This window comes from Aeromonas sp. 603607 (genome assembly GCF_049171595.1).
Classification (GTDB): Bacteria; Pseudomonadota; Gammaproteobacteria; order Enterobacterales; family Aeromonadaceae; genus Aeromonas; species Aeromonas veronii.
This window is the reverse complement of sequence record NZ_JAAKOV010000010.1, coordinates 34738-57484: the sequence shown is the minus strand read 5'-3', so window position 1 is coordinate 57484 and position 22747 is coordinate 34738. Positions and strand designations below refer to the sequence as shown.

The 22747-nt window shown below is 60.9% G+C and carries 19 protein-coding genes; 9 read left to right on the top strand and 10 right to left on the bottom strand.

Annotated elements, in window-relative coordinates; translation table 11 throughout:
- Nucleotides 1-132: 132 nt before the first annotated feature.
- The 4 genes from G5315_RS11080 to G5315_RS11065 all read left to right on the top strand — a co-directional run bounded on the left by G5315_RS11080 (nt 133) and on the right by G5315_RS11065 (nt 3516).
- On the top strand, nt 133-654 hold the full coding sequence (locus G5315_RS11080) for an MltR family transcriptional regulator (protein ID WP_005335907.1): 522 nt from the start codon (nt 133-135) through the stop codon (nt 652-654).
- A 190-nt stretch (nt 655-844) separates the two neighbouring features.
- Nucleotides 845-2632, top strand: coding sequence for a cation:proton antiporter (locus G5315_RS11075; protein ID WP_106844051.1), 1788 nt, complete (start codon nt 845-847; stop codon nt 2630-2632).
- Complete coding sequence (locus tag G5315_RS11070; RefSeq protein ID WP_421333045.1) at nt 2629-3201, top strand: DNA-J related domain-containing protein; 573 nt, start codon at nt 2629-2631, stop codon at nt 3199-3201. The genes G5315_RS11075 and G5315_RS11070 overlap by 4 nt, the downstream gene beginning before the upstream one ends.
- Before the next feature lie 66 nt (nt 3202-3267).
- Entirely contained in the window at nt 3268-3516 is a 249-nt protein-coding gene (locus G5315_RS11065; protein ID WP_266135317.1) for a hypothetical protein, read from the top strand.
- A gap of 160 nt (nt 3517-3676) precedes the next feature.
- Here the strand turns inward: G5315_RS11065 and dmeF are convergent, their stop codons facing one another.
- Nucleotides 3677-4636, bottom strand: a complete 960-nt coding sequence (gene dmeF / locus G5315_RS11060) for a CDF family Co(II)/Ni(II) efflux transporter DmeF (protein WP_421333044.1) — start codon at nt 4634-4636, stop codon at nt 3677-3679.
- A 71-nt stretch (nt 4637-4707) separates the two neighbouring features.
- Here dmeF and G5315_RS11055 point away from each other — a divergent pair, with 71 nt between their 5' ends.
- From G5315_RS11055 to G5315_RS11045, 3 genes are all read left to right on the top strand, one after another.
- Complete coding sequence (locus G5315_RS11055) at nt 4708-4983, top strand: metal/formaldehyde-sensitive transcriptional repressor (RefSeq protein ID WP_421333043.1); 276 nt, start codon at nt 4708-4710, stop codon at nt 4981-4983.
- A 127-nt stretch (nt 4984-5110) separates the two neighbouring features.
- Nucleotides 5111-6307, top strand: coding sequence for an aromatic amino acid transaminase (locus G5315_RS11050; RefSeq protein ID WP_421333042.1), 1197 nt, complete (start codon nt 5111-5113; stop codon nt 6305-6307).
- A 66-nt stretch (nt 6308-6373) separates the two neighbouring features.
- A complete protein-coding gene (locus tag G5315_RS11045) occupies nt 6374-7306 on the top strand; it encodes a LysR family transcriptional regulator (RefSeq protein ID WP_421333041.1) in 933 nt (310 codons plus the stop codon).
- Between the two features lie 63 nt (nt 7307-7369).
- Here the strand turns inward: G5315_RS11045 and G5315_RS11040 are convergent, their stop codons facing one another.
- The 4 genes from G5315_RS11040 to G5315_RS11025 all read right to left on the bottom strand — a co-directional run bounded on the left by G5315_RS11040 (nt 7370) and on the right by G5315_RS11025 (nt 10883).
- Entirely contained in the window at nt 7370-7693 is a 324-nt protein-coding gene (locus G5315_RS11040) for a DUF1820 family protein (RefSeq protein WP_216952118.1), read from the bottom strand.
- 124 nt (nt 7694-7817) lie between these two features.
- Entirely contained in the window at nt 7818-8702 is an 885-nt protein-coding gene (locus G5315_RS11035; protein ID WP_216952119.1) for a YjjW family glycine radical enzyme activase, read from the bottom strand.
- A 10-nt stretch (nt 8703-8712) separates the two neighbouring features.
- The gene (locus G5315_RS11030) at nt 8713-10239 is read right to left on the bottom strand and encodes a YjjI family glycine radical enzyme (protein WP_323936353.1); all 1527 of its coding nucleotides are present in this window, start codon (nt 10237-10239) and stop codon (nt 8713-8715) included.
- Nucleotides 10240-10403: 164 nt separating this feature from the next.
- Nucleotides 10404-10883 carry a L,D-transpeptidase family protein gene (locus G5315_RS11025; protein WP_227341454.1) on the bottom strand — a complete coding sequence of 160 codons (480 nt, stop codon included), beginning with the start codon at nt 10881-10883 and terminating at the stop codon, nt 10404-10406.
- A 281-nt stretch (nt 10884-11164) separates the two neighbouring features.
- Between G5315_RS11025 and G5315_RS11020 the strand changes: the two genes are divergently transcribed.
- A complete protein-coding gene (locus G5315_RS11020; RefSeq protein WP_421333040.1) occupies nt 11165-14344 on the top strand; it encodes a S41 family peptidase in 3180 nt (1059 codons plus the stop codon).
- Between the two features lie 15 nt (nt 14345-14359).
- Here G5315_RS11020 and G5315_RS11015 read toward each other — a convergent pair whose 3' ends face one another.
- Entirely contained in the window at nt 14360-15652 is a 1293-nt protein-coding gene (locus G5315_RS11015; RefSeq protein ID WP_421333039.1) for a ferric reductase-like transmembrane domain-containing protein, read from the bottom strand.
- A 309-nt stretch (nt 15653-15961) separates the two neighbouring features.
- Here G5315_RS11015 and G5315_RS11010 point away from each other — a divergent pair, with 309 nt between their 5' ends.
- Complete coding sequence (locus G5315_RS11010) at nt 15962-16195, top strand: hypothetical protein (RefSeq protein ID WP_421333038.1); 234 nt, start codon at nt 15962-15964, stop codon at nt 16193-16195.
- Nucleotides 16196-16294: 99 nt separating this feature from the next.
- Here G5315_RS11010 and G5315_RS11005 read toward each other — a convergent pair whose 3' ends face one another.
- From G5315_RS11005 to G5315_RS10990, 4 genes are all read right to left on the bottom strand, one after another.
- Nucleotides 16295-17344 carry an HlyD family secretion protein gene (locus G5315_RS11005; RefSeq protein ID WP_216952122.1) on the bottom strand — a complete coding sequence of 350 codons (1050 nt, stop codon included), beginning with the start codon at nt 17342-17344 and terminating at the stop codon, nt 16295-16297.
- Nucleotides 17344-18684 (bottom strand): glycosyltransferase family 2 protein, encoded by a 1341-nt coding sequence (locus tag G5315_RS11000; protein ID WP_323912496.1) that lies wholly within the window; start codon nt 18682-18684, stop codon nt 17344-17346. The genes G5315_RS11005 and G5315_RS11000 overlap by 1 nt, the downstream gene beginning before the upstream one ends.
- Nucleotides 18677-20020, bottom strand: a complete 1344-nt coding sequence (locus tag G5315_RS10995; RefSeq protein WP_227341458.1) for a diguanylate cyclase domain-containing protein — start codon at nt 20018-20020, stop codon at nt 18677-18679. The genes G5315_RS11000 and G5315_RS10995 overlap by 8 nt, the downstream gene beginning before the upstream one ends.
- 621 nt (nt 20021-20641) lie before the next feature.
- Nucleotides 20642-22486 (bottom strand): M3 family metallopeptidase, encoded by a 1845-nt coding sequence (locus G5315_RS10990; RefSeq protein ID WP_421333037.1) that lies wholly within the window; start codon nt 22484-22486, stop codon nt 20642-20644.
- Between the last annotated feature and the right edge of the window lie 261 nt (nt 22487-22747).

Below are 22747 nucleotides of genomic sequence, written 5' to 3'. Positions count from 1 at the left end.
GACCCTGCTTGCGGCGCATTCAGCCACCACTGATAGCGCGCCAAGCGCTTGAATGGCAAGGGAATGTGCCCCATATGATAAAAACCGGGAGAGAGGCCCACTCTCTCCCTGTCAGCTGGACCCAATGCACCTATGACCACACACCAGGAAGATGAAGTACTGGAACGACTGAACGAGCAGGATGGCCCCCGCGGCTTCTTTCTCGAAGCCGTGACCATCCTGGAAGAGGCGGTCGACTCCCTGATGCGACGCGCGTTTCGTCAGGAGGAGTATGCCGTCAAATACGCCATCGAACCCCTGCTCAACCAGAGCGGCCCCCTCGGCCAGCTGGAGGTGCGCCTCAAGCTCATCTTCGCCCTCGGCCTCATCTCACTCGAGCGCTATCAGGATATCGAAGCCTATATCAAGATCCGCGACTTTCTGGTGCGCGACCCCAAGGATTACCGCTTCAGCGACAAGCCGATCCGCGATCTGCTCGACCGCCTGCACGGGGTCAATCAGGGCGGCATGATGAAGCTGGAGCCCCCCGCCAGCGAAGAGGATTGGGCCTTCTACCAGATGCAGCTCAACCGGCTCGATCAGATGGTGCGCTCCGCACTGGTACTGGCGCTGGCCGACTGTGTCGGCGAGCTCCACAAGGAGAGCCCCATCTAATCCGGCCCCGAGGCCACCCCATCACCACGGTTGGCGTCTGGCTGGCGCCCTGCACACCACCGCCAGCCACCATGACGCCGACTGTCGCACATCTCCCCATCCCGGCCATGATGCACGCTCCTTCAGGTGTCAATCTGACCAACTTAGCCACTACACTAGCTCCATACTCACTGCCTGAATCGAGGTCTGCATGATTGCCCTATCTCTGGCCGGGATCGCCCTGGTCTCCGTGCTGGCCCAATGGCTTGCCTGGTCGCTGCGGGTACCCGCCATCCTGTTTCTGCTGCTCACCGGCCTGACTCTGGGCCCGGTCAGCGGCCTGCTCGACCCCGATGCCCTGCTCGGGGATCTGCTGTTTCCGCTGGTCTCCCTGTCGGTAGCCATCATCCTGTTCGAGGGGGCGCTGACCCTCCATCTGGCCGAGCTCAAGGGGATCGGCAAGGTGGTGCGCAATCTCTGCTCCACCGGCATGCTGGTCAGCTTCGCCGTCATCGGCAGCGCCGGTTACTTCCTGCTGGGGCTGGACTGGCGGGTCGCCACCATGCTCGGCGCTGTGCTGGTGGTAACGGGCCCGACGGTGATCGCCCCCATGCTCAACGTGATCCGCCCCACCCGGGAGGTGGACCGCATTCTGCGCTGGGAGGGGATCGTCATCGACCCCATCGGCGCCCTGTTTGCGGTGCTGGTGTTCGAGGCGGTGCGCCTCGGCAGTCAGGGGGATCTCATCAGCCATACCCTGCTGGCGCTGGGCAAGACAGTGCTGGTCGGTTCCCTGATCGGGGTGGTGGCAGGCTGGCTCACCACCCTGCTTATTCGCAAGGACTGGCTACCGGTCAGCCTGCACAAGTTCGGCGTGCTGGCGCTGGTGTTGGTCACCTTCAGCCTCTCCAACTGGCTCAGCCACGAGTCCGGCCTGCTGGCGGTGACCGTGTTCGGCATCTGGCTCGCCAATCAGGAGGGGCTGGATCTGGAGGAGGTGCTGGCGTTCAAGGAGGATCTCGCGGTCATCCTTATCTCCAGCCTGTTTATCCTGCTGGCGGCCCGCCTCGATCTGGCGCAGCTCTGGCAGCTCGGCCCCATGGTGCTGGCGCTGCTGTGCGTGGTGCAATTTGTGGCGCGCCCGCTCTGTATTCTGGTCTCGACCTGGGGCTCGGATCTCTCCTGGCGAGCTCGCGCCCTGCTGAGCTGGATCGCCCCGCGTGGCATAGTCGCGGCGGCAGTCAGTGCCTCGTTTGCCATCAGCCTGCATCAGGCCGAGATCCCCGATGCCGACAAGCTGGTACCGCTGGTATTTGCGGTGATCATCTCCACCGTGGTGTTGCAGAGCCTCACCTCGGCGCCGCTGGCCAGCCTGCTCAAGATGCGCCAGAGCGCCCCCAATACCTGGCTCATCATAGGGGCCAACTCGGTGGCTAGGGCCATCGGCAAGGCGCTGGCGGATCAGGGGGTGCCGGTACAGCTCTGCGATCCCGCCTGGGAGTTCTGCAAACAGGCACGGATGAGCAACCTCCCCTGCTACTTCGGCAACCCCCAGTCGGAACATGCCGAGCTGCACCTACCGCTCACCAGCATCAGTACCGTGCTGGCCCTCTCCCCCAACCGCCACAACAACGCCCTCGGGGTGCTGCACTTCGCCCACCTCTATGGCGAGGAGCAGGTCTACTCCCTGCGCTCCAGCGAGCAGCACGGCAAGGCGAACCGGGAGAGCGCCACCTTCCGCGCTCGCCAGAACCTGTTTGGGCCCGATATCAACTATGCCAGGCTGAGCGGCCTGCTGAGCCGGGGTGGCCAGATCAAGGCGACCCGCCTGAGCGAGGCGTTCGACTGGGCCCAGTATCAGACCGCCAATCCCGGCGCCATCCCGCTGTTCATCATGGATGGCAAGGGCAAGCCCCAGATCGTTACCGGCCCCGTCACCCCGCAGGCGGGTGAGCTGCTGATCGCCCTGCAACCGCCCAGAGAACAGGGCGCCGAATGAGCGAAGCCAACAATAATCCGCTGATCGCCCCTCTGCTGGTGCTATTGCAACAGGCGGCGGGCAGCTACAAGGTGCACGAGCTAATGGCCTCCCTGCGCCAGCAGGGGGCAATTCCGGTACTGGCTGACGATGAGCAACTACAGCTGTTTCGGGTCAACTTCCTGATCATGAACGCCCTCTACCAGTTGCAGGCCGAGCTCTGGCAAGAGGGATGGTGGCTGGTAATCAGCACCCTGGATATCCGGCTCGAACCGCTGGCCGGGAATCAGGAGGCCAACCACGGCTTTGCCCTTGGCGAAAATCTGCGTAGCTACTATCTCGACTGGCAGGTGTTCTGGCAGACCGACCGTGCCGAAGTTGAAGCCCTGCTCAACCGCTTCTGGCGCGCTTATGACGGTGAGGGGCACAAAGCCGAGGCGCTGGCCCTGTTGGGGTTGGATGAGGGGGCGAGTCAGGAGGCGATCCGCCGCCGCTGGCGGGAGCTGGCATTGCAGCACCATCCGGATCGGGGTGGTAATGCCGAGACCTTTATCCGTATCCGCTGGGCCTGGGAGGTCCTGCGGGGATGATCCGGTTGCCGTCCGCACAAAGAGAGGCATAGACTGGAGCTGAATCCCCCTTCACAGGAGAGCATCATGACAGTCAGTGAACTTCGCAAGCTCTATCAACAACAGATCCTGCAAGAGGCCGAAATACTCCACGACGTGGCCATCCCCGGCTGGCTCATCGAATTCAGAGGCAATGATGGCGCTCTCTACGAGCTGACCGACACCCTCGGCTGCCCGGTCAGTTTCGATACGGTCGAGCAGGCCCGCGATCATGTGCATCTGGTAGCTGACTGCCCGATGCAGGTAGAACACCTCTATCGCTTCTTCGAACGTTAACTCAAACCGTCACATCTCACCCCTAGCCCCGGTGAGGCTTGTACCAGGCACATAGTCAGCACGTGCCTGCCACAGGCCTCCCCAGAAAAAACTGCTTCGATTTACTCGTGTTGCAGAGTACAAGTTGCACGCTATCTGGCATAGACAGCCATAAATCTGGCTATGGAGTGGCTATCTCTATGGTCACATGGACCAGCTCTTCATGTATCGCCAACCGCGCGCGGATCTCGCTGGCGGAGACAGGCGCAGTCATCAGCAGGGAGAGCACGCAGGCATACTGCTGCTGGCCCACCCGCCAGACGTGCAGATCGCGGATCTCGGCATCCGGCAGGTCGGCAATCACCTCACGGATCTCACCCACCAACGGGGTATCCATCTCGGCATCCAGCAGCACCCGACCGGAGTCGCGCAGCAGACCCCAGGCCCACACCGCCACCAGTACGGCCCCCACTATGCCCATCAGGGGATCCAGCCAGTCGGCCCCCCACAGCATGCCCCCCACCAGTGCCAGGATCGCCAGCACGGAAGTGGCCGCATCCGCCAGCACGTGGATATAGGCGGCACGCAGGTTGAGATCCTGATGGCCGTGGTGATCGTCATGGTCATGATGATCGTGGTCGTGATGCCCATGATGGTGGTCATGCCCATGGCCGTGGTGATGATGGCCGTGATCATCCTTGAGCAGCCAGGCACAGACCAGGTTCACCAGCAGCCCCACCAGCGCGATGGCGATCGCCTGTTGATAGTGGATCGGGCTGGGATCCAGTAGCCTTAACACCGACTCGAACAGCATCAGCCCGGCCACCCCCACCAGCAGGAGAGCACTGGTGAAGCCACCTAGCACCTCGATCTTCCAGGTGCCGAAGCTGAATCTGTGGTCGCGGGCAAAGTGGCGGGCGGCGCGGTAGGCCAGCACCGAGAGACCGAGCGCCAGCGCGTGGGAGCTCATGTGCCAGCCGTCGGCCAGCAGCGCCATGGAGTTGTAAAACCAGCCGCCGCCGATCTCCACCACCATCATGATGACTGTCAGCAGCACGGCCCAACGGGTTTTCTGTTCAGCCAGCGGATTCCCTTCGTGGACGACGGGTTGGTGGCAGTGGGATGAGACAAGGGATGACATGGATTTCTCCTGAGGACGACAATGCAATATACTATACCCCAGTATGGTTTTATTGATCGAGAGGATCCTGCATGTCACACACCATTCACGGTAAAAAGAAGCTGCTGGCACGGGTACGTCGCATCAAGGGACAGGCCGGTGCGCTGGAGCACGCGCTGGAGCAGGAGAGCGACTGCGCCGCCATTTTGCAGCAGATCGCGGCCATCCGCGGCGCCGTCAACGGCTTGATGCTGGAGGTACTGGAGGGACACATGCGCGAGCATCTCGGCGCCCCCGATGCCACCCCGGCCGAGCGGCTGGAGGATCTAGATCAGGTGGTCAGCGTCCTGCGATCCTATTTGAAGTAAGCAGGATGGCGGCGCCATCCCTTCAGGCTCGACCAGCGTCGGGCTTGAGCCACCGCCAGCTTTGCGCCATGATGTCCAGCCCGGCTGACCGCCGGTTTTACTGGACAGTCAATTTCAAGGATCCCCCATGTTTGAACACGTCGATGCCTATGCTGGCGACCCTATCCTGACGCTAGTCGAGACCTTCCACAAAGACACCCGCGAGCAGAAGGTGAACCTGGGGATCGGCCTCTATTACGACGAGCAGGGCCGCATTCCGCTGCTGGCCTCGGTACAGCAGGCCGAAGCCCAGCGCGCCGCCGCGCCAGCCCCGCGCCCCTACCAGCCGATGGAAGGCGCCGCCAACTACCGCACTGCGGTGCAGCACCTGCTGTTTGGTGCCGACCATGAAGCGGTCAAGGCGGGACGTATCGCCACCATCCAGACCATCGGCGGCTCGGGCGCGCTGAAGATCGGCGCCGATCTGCTCAAGCGCTACTTCCCGACCTCCGAGGTATGGGTCAGCAATCCCACCTGGGATAACCACAAGGCGATGTTCGAAGGCGCCGGCATCAAGGTGCACGACTACCCCTACTACGATGCGGCCACTGGCGGCGTGCAGTTTGATGCGATGATCGACTGCCTGAGTACCCTGCCGGCCAAGAGCATAGTGCTGCTGCACCCTTGCTGCCACAACCCGACCGGGGTGGATCTCTCCCGTGCCCAGTGGGATCGGGTGATCGCGCTGGTGGTCGAGAAGCACCTGATCCCCTTTATGGATATCGCCTATCAGGGCTTCGGCGACGGGCTGGAAGAGGATGCCTACGCCATTCGCGCCATGGTGGCCGCCGGCGTAAGCTTCTTCGTCAGCAACTCCTTTTCCAAGAACCTCTCCTTCTACGGCGAGCGGTGCGGCGGCCTGTCGGTCATCTGCAAGGATGCCGAAGAAGCCAGCCGCGTACTGGGTCAGATGAAGGCCACCGTGCGTCGCAACTACTCCAGCCCGCCCACCCACGGTGGCCAGATCACCGCGGCTGTGATGAGCCAGCCCGAGCTGCACGCCATGTGGGTCGACGAAGTGACCGAGATGCGCACCCGCATCAAGGCCATGCGCCAGAAGCTGTTCGAGGTGCTGAGCGCCAAGGTGCCGGGCCGCGACTTCAGCTACTTCATCAACCAGCGCGGCATGTTCAGCTACACCGGCTTCACCCCGGAGCAGGTGGACAGGCTGCGCGAGGAGTTCGCCGTCTATCTGGTGCGATCCGGTCGCATGTGCGTGGCGGGCCTCAACAGTCGCAACGTCGACTACGTAGCCGACGCCATGGCCGCGGTGCTCAAGGGCTAATCCGCACCAGCCCCGCTTTGGCGGGGCTTTTTTGTCTTGTCTCTTCCCTTCGCTTGTGGAGTACTTATGGATCTGATCGCACTCTCTCGGCTGGGAGGTCGCCATCTGGTCACCCTGCATCTGCTGCTCGACAACCAGAGCGTCACCCGCACCGCCGAGCGGCTATGCACCACGCCTTCCACCGTTAGCAAGACCCTCAACCAGCTGCGGGGTCTGCTGGGGGATCAACTGCTCTACCGCCAGGGCAACCAGCTGCTGCTCACCCCCATGGCCGAGCGACTGGCTCCCACCCTGCACCGGTTGTTGGGGGAGCTGAACGGCCTCACTCGCCAGAATGCCTTCAACCCCCAGCAGTGGCAGGGCTGCTTGCGGCTGGGATTGCGCGAGAGCGTGATGACCTGGCCGGTGGGCCCCATTCTGGGTCAGCTGATGAAAGAAGTCCCGGGCATGGTGCCGGAGATCTGGAACAAGGATGAACAAGGGCTGGAGGCGCTGGCAGCGGGCAAACTCGACTTCGTGATCCTGCCCCATGACCAGAGCCAACCGTTACCGCGCCAGCCCGGGCTGGTGTGGGAGACCCTGCGGGAAGAGAAACTGGTCTGTCTGCTGCGCAAAGACCACCCGGCGCTAGCCAAGCCCTGGGATCTCGATGCCTACCTGAGCTGGCGCCATATCGCCATCCGGGATCAGGAGCTGGCCAACCCCTTCTTCGAGCAGAGCCTTGCCCAGCAACAGGTGCGTCGCCAGATTGGCGCCACCCTGCCCGATTTTGCCAGCGCAGCAGCCCTGCTGCCCCAGACTGATCTGATCCTCACCGCCATCGGTGGCTGGGCGGCCTGCATGGCCAGTCAGCCGGATCTGGTGATGCGCCCGGCACCGTTCGATTACGGCAAGGTGAGTCACAGTCTGGTCTGGTATGGCCCGGCCGGTGATGGTTCGGCCCGCCACTGGTTCCGCCAGCGGATCCTGCAACTGGGTCGCGAGCTGGTCGAGCCCTGAGCCAGGTGACAGCGAGAAGAGATGGATGTTTCGCCACGGCGAAACATCCATGGCAATGAGGGATCAGGGACGTTTGGTATAAATGGGACTGGGGAAAGAGGCGACATTGCTACCCAGATCCGTGATGCGGGCAGCCCCCTGCTTTTTCACCTGATCGATGCGCAACACCTGATGCATGGGGATAAGGGTGTGACGCACATCGGCAAATTCGCTCTTGAGCTTTTCATGGCTGGGATCGACGATAAGCGCCGTGTGGTTGTCCCAGACAAAATCGGCGATCTCGATAAAACCGAACAGTTGGCCCTGATTCACCTGGCGCACATAGACCTCGTAGCGCTCGTTGTGGCAAATAAACTGAACCCGATATAACGCCTTGCTTTCACTCATGATTTATCTGTGATGGAGGAGGGACGGATGGGCAATATCATAACGAGCCCCAAGGCCCCCTCCAATAGACAGAAGTCACAGTTGTGTGCTTTTACTACACAGCAAGGGAATCGATCAGACCTCTTTAGATCAGCGGTGGCAAGGTCACCGCCCCCACTCCCGCAGCACGCAACCGACTCGCCAGCCACTCCAGCTCGCTGCGGGTCGCCTCTGGCCATTGCGCCGCCTCCCCCCGCACCCCGTGGTGGCGAAAACCGTTGAGGCGAATGGGCACAGGCCCAAGCTGCTGCAAGAAGGCGGCGAGATCCACGTCCAGCTCACCACTCGCATCCAGAAAATCGCTTTTGCCCGGCACATGGAGCAGCCGCAGTTCGGTCAGCTTGCCGTGGCGTGCCAGTAGTTGCAGCGACCCCAGCACCCGCTCGCGGCCATAGCCGGTCAGGGTGTGATGGACCGAGTCGCGCCAGCCCTTGAGATCGAGCATGGCGCCGTCGAGCACCGGCAGCAGCCGCTGCCAGCCGGTTTCGGCCAGAGAACCGTTGCTGTCGAGCAGGCAAGTGAGATGGGTCAGATCCGGCGCGCCCTTGATGGCAGCAAACAGCGCAACCACAAAGGGGAGCTGGGTGGTCGCCTCACCACCGGAGACGGTAATGCCGGTCAGCAAGGGGCCGTAGCGTCGCAGTAGAGCCAGCACGTCGGCCACCGTCATGGTGGCCGTCTTGGGGTTGGCGCTGCGCGGGCAGGCCTCCAGACAGGCGTCGCAGTCGGTACAGAGCATCGCCTGCCAATGAACCTTGCCTTCGCTCATGGATAGGGCGCCGCTCGGACAGACCGCAAGGCAGTCGCCACAATCGTCGCACAGCCCGATGGTGTGAGGGTTGTGGCAGCCGGGGCAGCGAAAGTTGCAGCCCTGCAGAAACAGCACCAGCCGGTTGCCCGGCCCGTCGACACAGGAGAACGGCAGCACCCTGCTTACCAGGGCGCTGCGTGTTGGCAAAACATCAGCCATCGGTGCGAACTCAATACTCGCCGATAGTCGATTCGTGGGCGACCACTCGCGGAGCCCGCTGACGAATGGCAGTCACTTCACTCGCCTCGGCACCGAGACAGGTGGTCTGCAAGCGCGAGCCTTCTTCTGCAAAACGAGCCACGTCGCTCTTGCGGATCATGTAGCCGGTCACCCGCACCAGATCGCTGTCGGCCACGTTGGCGGTGAACTCGCGCATGCCGATGGCGAGCGCCCCCTTGCAAAGCTGCAGCAGCGCCTGCGGGTTCTGGCGGATGGTGGGATCCAGCGTGAGGATCTCGCTGATCCCCGAATGGTAATAAGTGTGGTGCGGCGCCAGCGCCAGCACATGGCTGGCCGGATCCGGCTCCTGCCCGTAGGGGATGCGCACCCCGGGGGTGACTGCCACATCGATGCTGAGGCCACCTTGCGAGTGCAGCAGGGCGCGACCACCCCAGGCATGGGTTTGCGGCGTCGCAGTGACATATTCCGAGAGCTGGGCCGAGATGCGATAGCCAAGCTGGTTCGCCTCCTCGCCGTGACCATAGCGATCCGGCAGATTCTCTTTATCCATCAGGATATTGACCGCTTCCGCCATGCCGTAGATGCCGAACATGGGGACGAAGCGATCCTCATCCAGCAGCCCCTCTTTCACCAGGAAGCTGTTGAAGAAGCCGGACTCCTGATGCAAGAAAGCGGCCCGCGCTTCGATCAACTGGGAGGCCAGACGGCAGTAGTGGGGCAGCAGGCAGCCGAGGAAGTCATCGATCCCCTGGCACTGCTCGGCGACCCGCTTGAGGGAGATGCGCACCAGGGTATTGGCGCCACCGGCCTGCGGCAAGGCGTTGTAACAGCTGACGATGCCAAAACCACGCTGGTCAAAGGTATCGCGATGGATCGGGTAGTTGGCGATGTGCGGCTTGCTGCACTCGGCGATGTTCTTCACCGCCTGCAGCAGCAGGCTGTCCGGGGTCTGCTCCGGATCGTGGAAGAAGGTGAGGTTCGGCGCCACCTGCTTGAGCTCGTTGTCGATGCGCAGGATCAGGCGGCAGATGCGGTTGTCATCAGGCCCGATGTTGACGTGCATGAAGGCGTCCGGCAGCACCCGATCCAGATAGACCCAGAACCCCTTCAGCTTGCGATAGAGGGTCTCGTCATCCAGTTCGCCGACAAACGGCAACAGCAGATGGTCGAGCCGCCCCAGCCAGACCGGCATGCCGGTGACGGAGGGGACATGGTGATAGAGGATGCGCAGGGCATTGAGCGCCTCGTCGAAATCCTGCGGCGCCGCCAGCTCCAGCCAGGCAGAGCCCTGAGTCAGAAATTTTTCATAGTCCGGCAGCACATAACGCGGCTTGTAGGGGGCGTGCCCTTCGAACATGTCGCAGATAAATCCCTGCTCCATCGCCTCGGCGACTGCGGCAGGCAGGTCGGGGTAGGGCAACGCATTCTCGGCGGCCAGCGCCAGTGCGTGGCTCTTCTGAGCAGCGGAGAGATGGGGATCGCGCACGATGCGCTGACAGGTTTCGGTCAAAGACATGGGACACTCCTTCACGGACAGAGCACATATCCTCACCATTTGCAGGCTTTTTTTGAAGTGACATTCACAACAATGCGAATGTCTCAAAAAGACATCCGTTAAAGGGGATCACAACCAGAACAGAACGGGGGCCTTGTCTGCCGACAAGGCCCCCGTTGTGCGGATCAGGGCTCGATGATGATGGGCGTACCCGGGTCAATGGCATTCCAGAGCTCATCCATCTCGTGGTTAAGTACCGCAATACAACCGTTGGTCCAGTTGGAGGGCTGTACCCGACGGTTACCCATCCGGTTAAGCTGACCATGGATCATGATCATGCCACCCGGGTTCACCCCCAACTCATTGGCGCGCTTGATATCGTCCAGATTCGGGTAGTTGATATGTATCGCTTTATAAAAGCCGGAGTTGCTCTTCTTGTAATCCAGGGTGTAGCGCCCCTCCGGGGTACGTTGATCCCCTTCCCGCTGCTTGTGCCCCTTGGGCGCCGGGCCCAGTGCAACCCAGTAGCGCTTCAGTTCCTTGCCATCCTTCATCAGGGTGAGGCTGTAGGTAGACTTCTTGACCACCACCAAATCGGCTTTTTCGGTAAAGGCAAAACTCAGCGCGGGCCACAGCCCCAGCACACACAACAATACGGCTCTCATTCCATCCCTCGACAAGCCTCTGGCAGGGCTTTTTATGGTTGTCACATCATCTGAATAGGCTCGCCCGTTGGCGAGCGAGCGCCATGATATTGGATCGCCATCAATACTCAATAGACCCAATAAAACATATCTTGGCTGCGAACGGTGAATGGTCCATGAACGACCTGCACAAACATGACTAATTGACAATAAAAACAAAAACATAGCTTACATTTTCTGGCTAGCCATGATGCCGCAGATCGGTAAATATGTAACAATTGAACCTGATTCAGGATGACATCATGCCTCTGCACTTCTTGCCGAACTCTTCGCTGGCCCGCCTGCTGCTGGTCAGCGCACTGCTCTGGCTACCCGCCAGTGTCGCCGCCGATGCGCTCTGGCTGCGCGAGCCCGCCCTCTCCCCCGATGGCAAGCAGCTTGCCTTCACCTGGCAGGGGCGCATTTTTGTCGCCAGTGCCGAGGGTGGCCCCGCCACGGCGCTCAGCGGCAGCGACTACCTGAGCCAGCGGCCAATCTGGTCACCGGATGGCAAACAGCTCGCCTTTGCCGCCAATCTCTACGGCAACGAGGATGTGTTCGTGGTACCCGCCAACGGCGGCGAGATGGTGCGCCTCACTCGCGATTCGCGCACCGATCTGCCGCAAGCCTTCAGCGCCGATGGCAAACGGCTGCTGCTGAGCAGCCAGCGCTTGGGCGCGCCCGATGCCGACCATTATGTCGCGGAAGGCTACCAATGGGGCGAGCTCTACTGGACCCCGATCAGCGGCGGCACCTTGCAGGCCGATCTGCCGCTGCCTGCAACTCTCGCCCGCCCCCATGGGGAGCGGCTCGCCTATCAGATGCCCGCGGCGAATCAACCCTTTCGCAAGCATCAGCACTCGTTTGCGGTGCCCCGTCTCTGGTTGTTTGATGGCAAGCAGCACAAGCAGCTGACCGAAGATCGGGTGGCGGCCACCGATCCGGTCTGGAGCGACAAGGGAGATACCCTCTTTTACCTGAGCGAGCGCAGCGGCGATTTCAACGTCTGGCGCCGGGATCTCGCCAGCGGCAAGGAGCAACAGCTGACCCACTATCAGGGCCATCCGGTGCGGGGGCTCAGCGCCTCTCGCAATGGCGATCTGGTCTGGTCATGGCTGGGGGAACTCTATCGCCTTGATGCCGGTAGCAGCGAGCCACGCAAGCTGACCCTCACCCCGCAAGTGGCGAGCGCGCCGGATGAGGCGAGCGAGGCCCTGACCCTGGCAGACGAAGCGCTGGTCAGCGAAAAGGCGGATGAGCTGATCCTGGTGAGCGAGGGCAACCTGTTTGCCGTCGACCCCGAGCGGGAGCGGGTGCGCCAGCTGACCCGCGATCCGAGCGAGCAGTCCAACCCCCTCTTCGCCGAGCAGGGCCGCGCCCTCATCTATCTGTCGGAGCAGCAGGGGCACGCCGCCCTCTATCGCTTGCGCAAGGGTGATCCGGAGCTGCTGTTCAGCGATCCCGGCACTCTGACCGAGAGTCTGCTGCTGGCCATTCCCGGCAAGGGGATCAGCCGTCCGGTGCTCTCCCCCGACGGCAAGCAGCTCGCCTTCGTGGTGGATGGCCAGGCCATCCACCAGCTCGATCTGGCGAACAACAAGCAGCGGGAGCTGGTGCCTGCCAGCTTCAACCCATCGCGCCACGAGGTGCATCTGGCCTTCGCCCCCGACTCCCGCCATCTGGCGCTCACCTTCCGCCCCGATGCGGCGGAACAGGAGATCGCAGTGATCGATACGGCCAATCCCAAGGCCAAACCGGTCAATGTCAGCCTCAACGGCTATCAGGATGGGCAACCAAGCTGGAGTCTGGATGGCGCCATCCTCTACTGGCAATCGACCCGGTTTGGCGCACTGGGGCCCGATGGCGAGCCCCTCGTCACCAACCTGCTCGGCATTTACAGCAGCCGCGCCGCCAGAGCCGATGCGATTGCCGAACTGGAACCGCCGAAAGGGGGATACGGCTTTGAGAGCGATCGTCTCAACCATCGCGAAGCGCTGCTGCTGCAACCCACCGGCACCCTGCTCGCCAGCCGCATCATCGGCGACCAAGTGATCTATCTGGTGGAGGAGATGGGGGTCAACGGCGAGAGCGAGATCAAGGGCTACAGCCAGGATCTGCGCAAGGGCAAAACCAGCGAACTGTTTGGCGAGCAGCCCGGCCCAGCGCTGGCAAGCTTCAACCAGCAGGGCACCCTAGCGACCCTGGTGCGGGATGGGGAGATCACCCGGATCCACCTCGACTCCGGCGAGACCACCAGCGCCCCCTTCGCCTTGCAGCCCACCAGCCGCTGGCAGGAGCGCATGACCGCCGCCTTCGATCAGATCGCCCGGCTCACCCGGGACGAGTTCTATCTGGACGATATGAACGGGGTAGATTGGGAGAGCTATGTCGCCGCTTATCGCCGCCTGCTGCCGGGCATCGGCAACCCGCGGGACTTTGGCAACCTGTTGGCGGAGCTGGCTGGCGAGCTCAATGTCTCCCACACCTGGGGCAGCGGCCCCGCCCCCTTCCCGCGCATGGCGGACGAGACCGCCAGCCTGGGCGGCTACTGGCAGGATGGCGAGCAAGGGGTCGAGCTCACCGCCCTGCTCTCTGGCGGCCCGCTGGATCAAGAGAGCGATATCGCCCCGGGCGCCCGCCTGCTCGCCATCAACGGCGTCCCGATTGCCAATCTGGCCAAGCTGGATCAAGCCCTCAACCATCAGGCCGGTGCCCGGCTTGCCCTCACCTTCCAGCAGGCGGGCAACAAGCAAACTGACGAGGTGGTGCTCACCGCCATCGACAAGCAGCAGGAGTACCAGCTGCAACAGGATCGCTGGATTGAGAAACGGCGGGAGCTGGTGGCCAGGCTGAGTGGAGGACGGGTCGGCTACGTCTATCTGCCGGCAATGAATAGCGAGGTCTACGATGCGGTGGTGGCGGATGCCCTCGGCAGACAGCGCAATCGCGATGCGCTGATCGTCGATGTCCGCTTCAACAGCGGCGGCTATCTCGCCAATACCCTGGTGGAGTTTCTGACCGGCAGCGGCAGCACCAAGGGGATGGCCAGCAGTTGGCCCCGTCAGGGCAAGGGTGAAACCGACGCCGCCACTCGCCAGTGGACCAAGCCTTCGGTGGTGCTGGTCAACGCTGGCAGCTACTCGGAAGGATCCGCCTTCCCCGAGTACTACCGTGCCCTCAAGGCCGGCCCCATCGTCGGCGATCCGGTGCCCGGCACCGGCACCATGGTCTACAGCCACGACTCCCGGCTTATCCCGGGGCTCTCCTACGGCATTCCGACCCTGGGGCTGCGCAAACCGGACGGCACCTTCTACGAGAATCAGGAGCTGATCCCGGATCTGCAGGTGCCCCTCACCCCCGCCGACATGGTGGCCGGACGCGACCCGCAACTGGAGGCAGCGGTACAAGCCGCCCTCAAGCAGCTGCCAGCCAGCGCCAAATAACGGCCCCCATCGAGCTCAACGAAAGCGGAACAGCTCGCGATGCAGATGCCCGTCCGGCAACAGCCGGGTCAAGGCATCTGCCATCCCCTCCGGCCCGCAAAACCACACCTGCTCGGGCGCATCCTGCGCGATGCGGGCCAGATCCAGCCGCCCGGCCGCCTTGTCCAGATGCAACTGATAACGCACACCGGTGCGATGACAGAGCTCGGCCAACCGTTGGTGGTAGACAGCCCCCGCCAGATCCGGCGCACACTGGATCAGGGTGATCCCCTCGCCGCGCTCGCCACGGGCAGCCAGCCCCTCCAGCCAGGCCACAAACGGCGTGATACCGATCCCGGCCCCCAGCCAGAGGGCTCGCCCTCCCCCTTGCGGGGCAACAAAAGCACCATAGGGGCCGGTCACCACCACCTCATCCCCGACGCGCGCCTCTGCCACCAGCTGACGGGTATGATCCCCGAGCGCCCGCACCGCGATCACCAGCTGGCGCCGATCCGCCGACACCCGCACCAGGGTAAAGGGGTGCGGCCCCTCCTTGGCATCAAACTCGAAGAAGGCAAACTGGCCCGGGCGGTAATGGGCGAGCGGCCGCTCCAGCTCCATGGTCAGCTCGCAGGTGTGATCCGCCAGCGCCCGCACCGCAATGACCCGGCCCGGATGGCGATCCCGCGCTCCCACTTGTCCCAGCAGGGAGTAGAGGGCCCCGATAGCGCCGATTCCGCCGATCAACCAGATCGATACCCCAACCGGCGTCATGGCTCCCACCTGAGGCAACAGACAGAGCCCGTGTCCCCACCCCGCCAAATAGACGATTGGCGCCAGCCGGTGGATCAGCCGAAAACGGCCATAACTCACCAGCGCCAACAAGCTCACTACCACCAGCGCGATTAGCAGATAGAAACTCCACTCACCCAGAGTATTGCCAAGGGCATGGAGCGAGATGCCATTACCTGCATCAGCCCCAGCACCGCTGGCCCCACGCCGCGCGGGACGACTCAGCCAACCCGCCGAGACCGCCCACTTCGGCACCTCCACCAGCAGCCAGTGGGCGGTCAGCGCCAACGCACCGCCGATGGCCGTCTGACGGTGCAATCGCAACATCCGATCCAGACCGCCACACCACACCTCCAGTTGCGGCAGGCGCAATGCCAGCAACAACGAAATCGCCATATAGGTCATCCCCAGCAGGCCGGTCAGTAACAACATCTCATGGCGCCAGGGCCACACCCCGTTGGCATCCCCCGCATAACCCAGCCACCAGACTCCGACCGCCAGCAGTGGCAACAGCCACCACATCCATTTGTTCGTCATAACATGCTCCCTGGTTCCATCGCGGCAGGGCCTCATCTCCCTGCTCATGGCACCATTGCACACCCGTCCGGTCACAAGACTTTGCCAGAGGGGGAAGCTTGTGTGGCAATGTGTGACAAACGGAAACAAAAGAGGAGCCGACCGGCCCCTCGTGATCACCCTTGTTGGCTCGCCCCTCTTCATAGGAGATGGCGCACAATCCACCTTCGCTGTGATTGACGACCCGCCTGCAAAAGGAATCAAATGGGGACGTTACATGTCTGCGGCGGAAAACCTGCTGCCCACTCTTCCGGACAAGGAGATCCCCCCTTGCTTTCATCCACCGAACAACGCTACTGCCCGAGTTGTCAGCGCGAGACCAACCATGTCGTGGTGCTGGTCGACAAAGCCTTTGGCCAACAGCCGACACCGGAGCAAAAGCGCAAAGCCTTTATCAAGGACTTCATTACCGGCTGGGCCGCCGGCCCCTTTCTGGCCAACATGGATCGCTTTGAACGACATGCCATCTGCGAGCATTGCGGAAATAAAGTCATTGATGAATGAAAAAGGGAGAGGCAATCGCGGGCTTCCATACACCAGCCACCTTTTATGGCCGAAACCCAAAAGAAGGCGTTGCGATTCAGGATCACAACGCCATAGACGTCAATCAAACAACACGGTCACCGGCAACCCTTCCACTTGCAGGTTCGGGGGTAATTTTTCATCCAGCGAGAGTGCGACCTTGAGGGTTGCTTTCTCCCCTTCAAACGGAGCGGCTAACTGAGCCGGCAACTTGTCCGCCAGCTCGACCTGTCTGGCGACCCTGGCAGCCAGACGCTCCCCGCTGGGCAGCTTGACGACAGCCTTGTGTCCAGGAGCCATTGAAGAGAGATATTTGGGCTGCACATAGGCTATCACCAGCGGGTCTTCTCGCTTCGAGATAAGTGCCAGAGGAGCCCCCGAGAATACCCAGTCCCCCTCCTGTACCAGCACATCTGAAACCTTGCCTGTCGCCGGAGCTCTTGGCTGTTGATGGTACGCCATCGCTTCCATCTCGGTCAGCTCCTGATCGAGCAAGTGACGAGCACTGGCTAGCGGTCCGGTCAGTTGGTCCTCACTGATTTGCAGTTCCTGCGCTATCTTCTCTGCCCTTGCCTTCTGCAGAGCTATGCGTGACTGAGTCCAATTCAGCAGGGCCGTTGCGTACTCTGCACTGGATACCAGCTTCTCTTTTTTATAACCGGCATACTCCTGATAGATGACCTCCTGCTCCCGGCTCCCCCGTTCGGCAATACCAATCTGTTCGTCCAGATTGCGCAAGATAGCCTGTTCAGCCTCAGCCTTGCTCAATTCGATGGCCGCTCTGCGCGCTTTTCGTTCCGCCATGTTGGCCTTGAGGGTTGGAGATTCGAACTGCATCAGGGCATCGCCTTGTGACACCCCCTGGCCGGGAGCTGTGTAGATGTGTCGAATAAAGCCATCCCCATTGGCAACAACCAGTTGCGGCTCGGTGGTAATGATGGCTGGCGCCTGGGTCAGCCACCACTCGCGCCCCAGATACCACAGCAGAATAATAACGGGACTGAATGCCAGTAACAGGATGAGATACCAGCGAGCCTTGAAGGCGACACGCTTGGCGGGGGCATACAATACCCGGATCCCTTCATCCGACGTGGCATCCTGCTTCTTGGGGGGATTGAATGTGACTTTCATCAGAATTTATTTCCTCGTTTTAATACCCACCAGGGGGCCATGCTGCTCTCTTCATGACCGCGCCGGAACATCTCATTCAACAGTGCGATGGCGCACCACAAGCGCATCAGCAAGGTGTACACCGGGTAAAGACACAACCATGGCAGCAGACGTAGATCTGCCTCCGGGCGTTCAGATATAGCCAGCAAAAACACGGCGAAATTAACCAGGGTAAGAAACAGGTAAACCAGATAGAGACAGATCATCAACGCAGCGACAAACTGCCCCGGATAGCTAAGCACCAACCACCAGCTATAACCCATGACCAGCAGGGGCAGCACCACGTTTTGCGCCACCCCGTAGATCAAGGTAAACAAAAAGGTCTTCCAGCCCAGAATACGCGGCGTCAGGGAGAGCTTGTGCTTGCGCAGATAGAGAAACAGCAGATCTCCATCCCAGCGTAAACGCTGCTTGGCAAGCGTGATCACGTCTGCGGGCGCATCGGTGTGACCGATGGCACGAGGGGCGAACCCTATCTTTAAAGCCGGATGGCGTTTGAGGTAATGCTTAATACGGACTGTCAGATCCAGATCTTCTGCGGTATGGGTATCCCACCCACCAATCTGGCGCAAAAAATCACGACGAAACGCACCGAAGGCTCCCGAGATATTGTTGATGAGGTTCCACTCGCTCAGTCCCGTCTTGCCCCCCTGCATGGAGATCATGTACTCAATGCTCTGCATCCGGGTCAGTACGCCATCGTTCAGATTTCGCACCCTTAATGCCCCTCCCACAGCAGGCACATCAGGATCATCGAAACAAGCCACGATCTCATCGATCATGTTGTTGTCAAAGGAGGTATCTCCGTCCGCGTTCATCACTATCTCGCCAGTCGCAGCGGAGAGACCGGCATTGAGAGTGGAGACCCGGCCTCCCCTCTGCCATTTCGGTAGCAGGACCAAACTTCTGTTCTCGCACCCCTCGAATTCACGAACACAATTGAGCGCAGCCTGATAGGTATGCGCGTTGGCCTTGGCGCCATCAATCACAGCAATGATTTCCATTTGACCGCGATAAAGCTGTTCCTTGAGCGTCAATATGGTGGAGCGGATCGCCTCCCCTTCCCCATAACAGGTGATGATGCAAGACACTTTGGGACAGCGCCGAGATCGCGGCAGTTCAGATGCCATGGGAAGCTGGCGCGCATACCATTTCAGGATCCCGGTCAACGTCAGCGCCATCAGTGGCACCTCCATCAACAGCAACATGGGCAACAGCAACAGAATCATCCGGGGAGAAAACTGGAGGCTACCCAGTATCTCTATCAGGATGTAGTGCACCGTATTCATCCACTCATGCATCCGGGCTATCTCCATCCAGCCACTGGCCGAGCCATACCGCTGTATCGTCGCCCAACAGGGCGGGCAAAGGTTGTACTTTCACCGCCAGCGTCAGAGCATCCAGTCCCTCGATGAGATTCAATGCCTGAATGCGCTCCTGCAGAATGCGCCAGTCGTCGGCATCCGTATGCGGCAACAGCAATAACAATCGGTCATCGGCATACTGGCAAACGACATCGGTATCACGGAATAGAGCTTGCAAACGGCTGAGCAGAGCGGCCAGTCGCTGCTGAGTCTTTAGCATGCCCAACTCGGCACGCAACTCCGCCAGATGCTCAACCCGAATAGCCAGCAAGGTATGGCAGCCACCATGGCGTTGCAGCAAGCTGTTGTTCCATTGCAGCAACCAGGGGAAGTGCTCCATGGCCATAGGGGTACCCCAGGTCAACGGCAGATGCAGTTGTTGAGTTCCTTCCCGTGCGATGTGGCGGGCCAGCTTGCCGATGCGATATTCATAGATGGGCGCAACCACCAGATCATCGGGTTTGTGCGCCTGGCCACATTCATGGCAACGCGCCTGGACGGCAGCCTCCATAAAACGGGCATGGCATGACAAACAACGGAATTTCTCAAGGGGCCTGTCATAGTCAACACCGATGTGACGCAGAGTCGTGACGCACTTGGGACAACGCAGCACACCCTGTCGCATGAATGCATCCTGATCATCCACGTGCCCGCAGGTGAAGCAGTGCACAGCTGGCTTGGCCTGGATGGCGATATGAGCGCATTCGGGACACACATCGACAAAATTGAGATGTGCCGAGTTGCAACTGTGACAAAGACGTACCCGGTCCACCAGCTGCTCACTCTGCAATAAACGCTCTGCAACCAGCTGCGGGAGGGCATCCCCTGCTTCGCTGCCCAGCAGGCAATCCAGCAGGGGATAGCTGTACCCCTGACGGCAACCAGCCTGCCAACGTGGCAACAAGCGAAAATGGGAGCGAGGCCAGCTGTACCAAGCCAGCTTTTCCATGTCATCCGGATGCTCTCGAGGGGTCAACAACGCCAACCGTTCAAGCATGTCAGAGGCCCGTTCATCCAGCTGTGTCAGGAGACCGTCGGCCAACATGGGAGAGAGCGGGCTCTTCACAACACAAAATACCGGCTGCAAATAGCGTATCGGGTCACGCCGCACAGCCTGCAATACCCTGTCCTGCTCATCTGCAGGCAGGTTGAGCAGTAATACCGGCTGCTGCAATGGATCCCAGCAGGACAGATCGAGAAGTGGCAAGGCAACACGATCCACCGAGCCTCCCAGCAGCGCAATCTGACCGGGGTGTTCACTCGTGCTCATCATGGGGAAATAACCTCTTTCCATTCACTGACAAATAGATACCAAGCCAATAAAACGGACCCGCCTGTTGCCATGCATCGGCAGACTCAGGAAATGTCGCGAGATGCGCATTGCCCTGCACGGACAGCACAACAGCAGTGTCAACGTTATCGACGGATAGCATGAAGCAGGCGAACGCGCAGAAAGAGTTGAGAGCTGACGCCATTTTCATGTGCGGCTCAGCCATCTCGGGGGGAAGAGATCTGAAGCTTTCCGAGCCCGACTCACATCGGGGGTGGCAAGGTGGGCGATTTTGCAGTTGTGGACAATTTAGTCAACCCGGAAAGATGAGAATAACTAGCAGATAGTTGAATGGATCAATCTTTATGCACAAAGATGACTACAAAAAGCACTATTAACAGAAAAGACAAAAGAGCGTAACTCAGTGAATCTACTATCTTGCAGCCTGCAATTCCTATTCATGCTCATATGAATACATATCTGATGGCAAAATGCGGACCCAATCGGCAAGGCGACAAAATGTGTCGCGCACCTGCCAATAATATGGCAGCGACTGCCACGGTTACGACAACGAATAACCATGAAAAGCACAGCTCCCGGCCTGATCACCGGGAGCTGTGCGGATTATTCGGCTGAAACCGGTTGGTAATGGTTGACGATCCACGCCTCGAAATCGGTCAGCATGCGGGTTTCCGACTCGCTGTTGTCGGCGATAAGTTCGGCGCCGTGTACCACCCGGATATGGGCATCGAGCGGGGAACCCTCACCCGCCGCGGGGCGCTGCTGGGCGGTGGCCATGCAGGCTTGCGCCTGTTGCCACGCCTCAGCGGCGCTCAGGTTGCACGCCTCGGCCAGCGGCACGGCACTGAAGCCTTCACCAGTCAGGCTGCGCAGGGTCTCATCATGAGTCATGCCGTTGCCCGGCCCCCAGTAGTGGGCGGCCAGATCCGGCCCGATGCGCGGGTTGTCGGTGAGGTAGCCATCGCGCTTGAGGAAGTAAGCGCGGGTCTGCTCCACCGCCATCAGCGCCAGCAGGTAGCCGTGATAGGCGCAGGCCGACTCCTGATTAAGGAGGTGCGGAATGGCCAGCAGCGGGCGCGGGCTCTCGACACCGAGGATCTTGCGCTCCCACTTGCGGGCCAGCGCCAGCACAGCCTTGGGAGTACGTTCAGCCTCATCCATGGCGTAGAGATCCCGCTCGAAGTAGGCCACCAGCGCGATCTGACGTTCGTTAAAAGCGCGAAACGGCTGACGCGCTTCGATCATCTCCTTGATAAGCGCATCGGGGATCGCCTCTCCTGCCGCATTTCTGGCGTAGCGTTTGAGCCAGTCGGCATCGTCCAGCAGGCTGTCGCAGAACATCGACTGGGTCTCGGCATAAGCCATAGAGGTGGGCGGAAACTCCTGTGAGAAGCAGGGGGCGTTGCCGGTGACATTGGCAAAATGCGCGGCGTGGCCCCCCTCGTGGAACAGGGTGTTGAGCCCGCTCCAGCCGCTGCCCACCTGCGCCGGATCGGCCAGGCTGGTGAAATTGACCACCGCAGGTATCCACTCCCCCTGCTGGAAGAAGCTCGGCACCGGGCCGTGGCAGAAGCCGTTCTCGTATTTCCCCTCCCGGGTCAGCAAGTCCAGGGTGAGGGTCGCCCCGCGATACTGGATGCCGAGACGACGGAAGCTCTCGACCCAATCCTTCAGCGCCCGCGAGAAGGGCACATAAGGATCGAGCTGGCGGGTTACATCACCACTGATGGCGTAGCGCAGGTTATGGGGCAGCAGGGCCGCCTCCCCCTTGGCCGCTTTCAGCTCGGCAAGGCTTTGCTGCAGCCGGGCGTCGGTGCGGGAAATGAAGTCGTCGAGGATGGCGAACAACTGCTCCGGGCTCATCTGCTCGTTCTTGCGCACCTTGTAATCGAAGTAGTCGCGATAGCCCATGGCGCTGGCAAAGCGGTTGCGCAGCGCCACCACCTCGAGAAAACCATTGCCGACCACCCACTGCTCCAGGGTGTGGAACATGGCGAGCGCGCTCTGGCGCACCGCCTCGCTCGGGCTGGCGGCAAGGGAGGTACTGGCGGCGGGTAGGCTACCAGCCACCTGCTGGCCATGCTCATCCAGCAGGGTCAGTTTCAGCCCCTTGCGGCGGGCGAACAGCGCCGCCTCGGCAGCCACCAGCTCATCCATCAGGGCGGCAGCGGCGGGATCTTCAATCACATTGCACTCGAAGAAGGCGATCCAGCCTTGCAGACCGCGCTTGATATCATCCTCGTCGGCCTGCGCCAGCATCTCCCGCAATTCGGGCAGACGGGCCGGATTGGCGCAAAAAGCCTTGTAGGCCTGCTCGGCCGCGGTAAAACCGGCCTGATCGTCGCTGGTACCCATATAGGTGGACCAGAAGAGATCCTCCTTGCGCCTGTGTACCTGCAGATAGTCGGCGTTGAGCTGGTTGAAGTAATTCCTGGCAATGGAACTCATAAATTCCCTCTTGTTATGGGGTCACCCGCAGCGGGGCCCACTCCTTTTTTAGTGAAATGCCAAATGATTCACACTCTTTGGCAAAAATTGCGCAGGGATGCGCCTGAACACGCTACCAAAAAATGGGGAGTGCTGTCTGCTGGCTATACTGTTGTCAAAACGCTCATTTAAGGGCGCGCGACCACTGGTTAATAGTAAATAAGTTGTTACATCAAGCAATTGGCTGCCGCAGTAACGAGCCATAGAAAATCAACAGGGAAT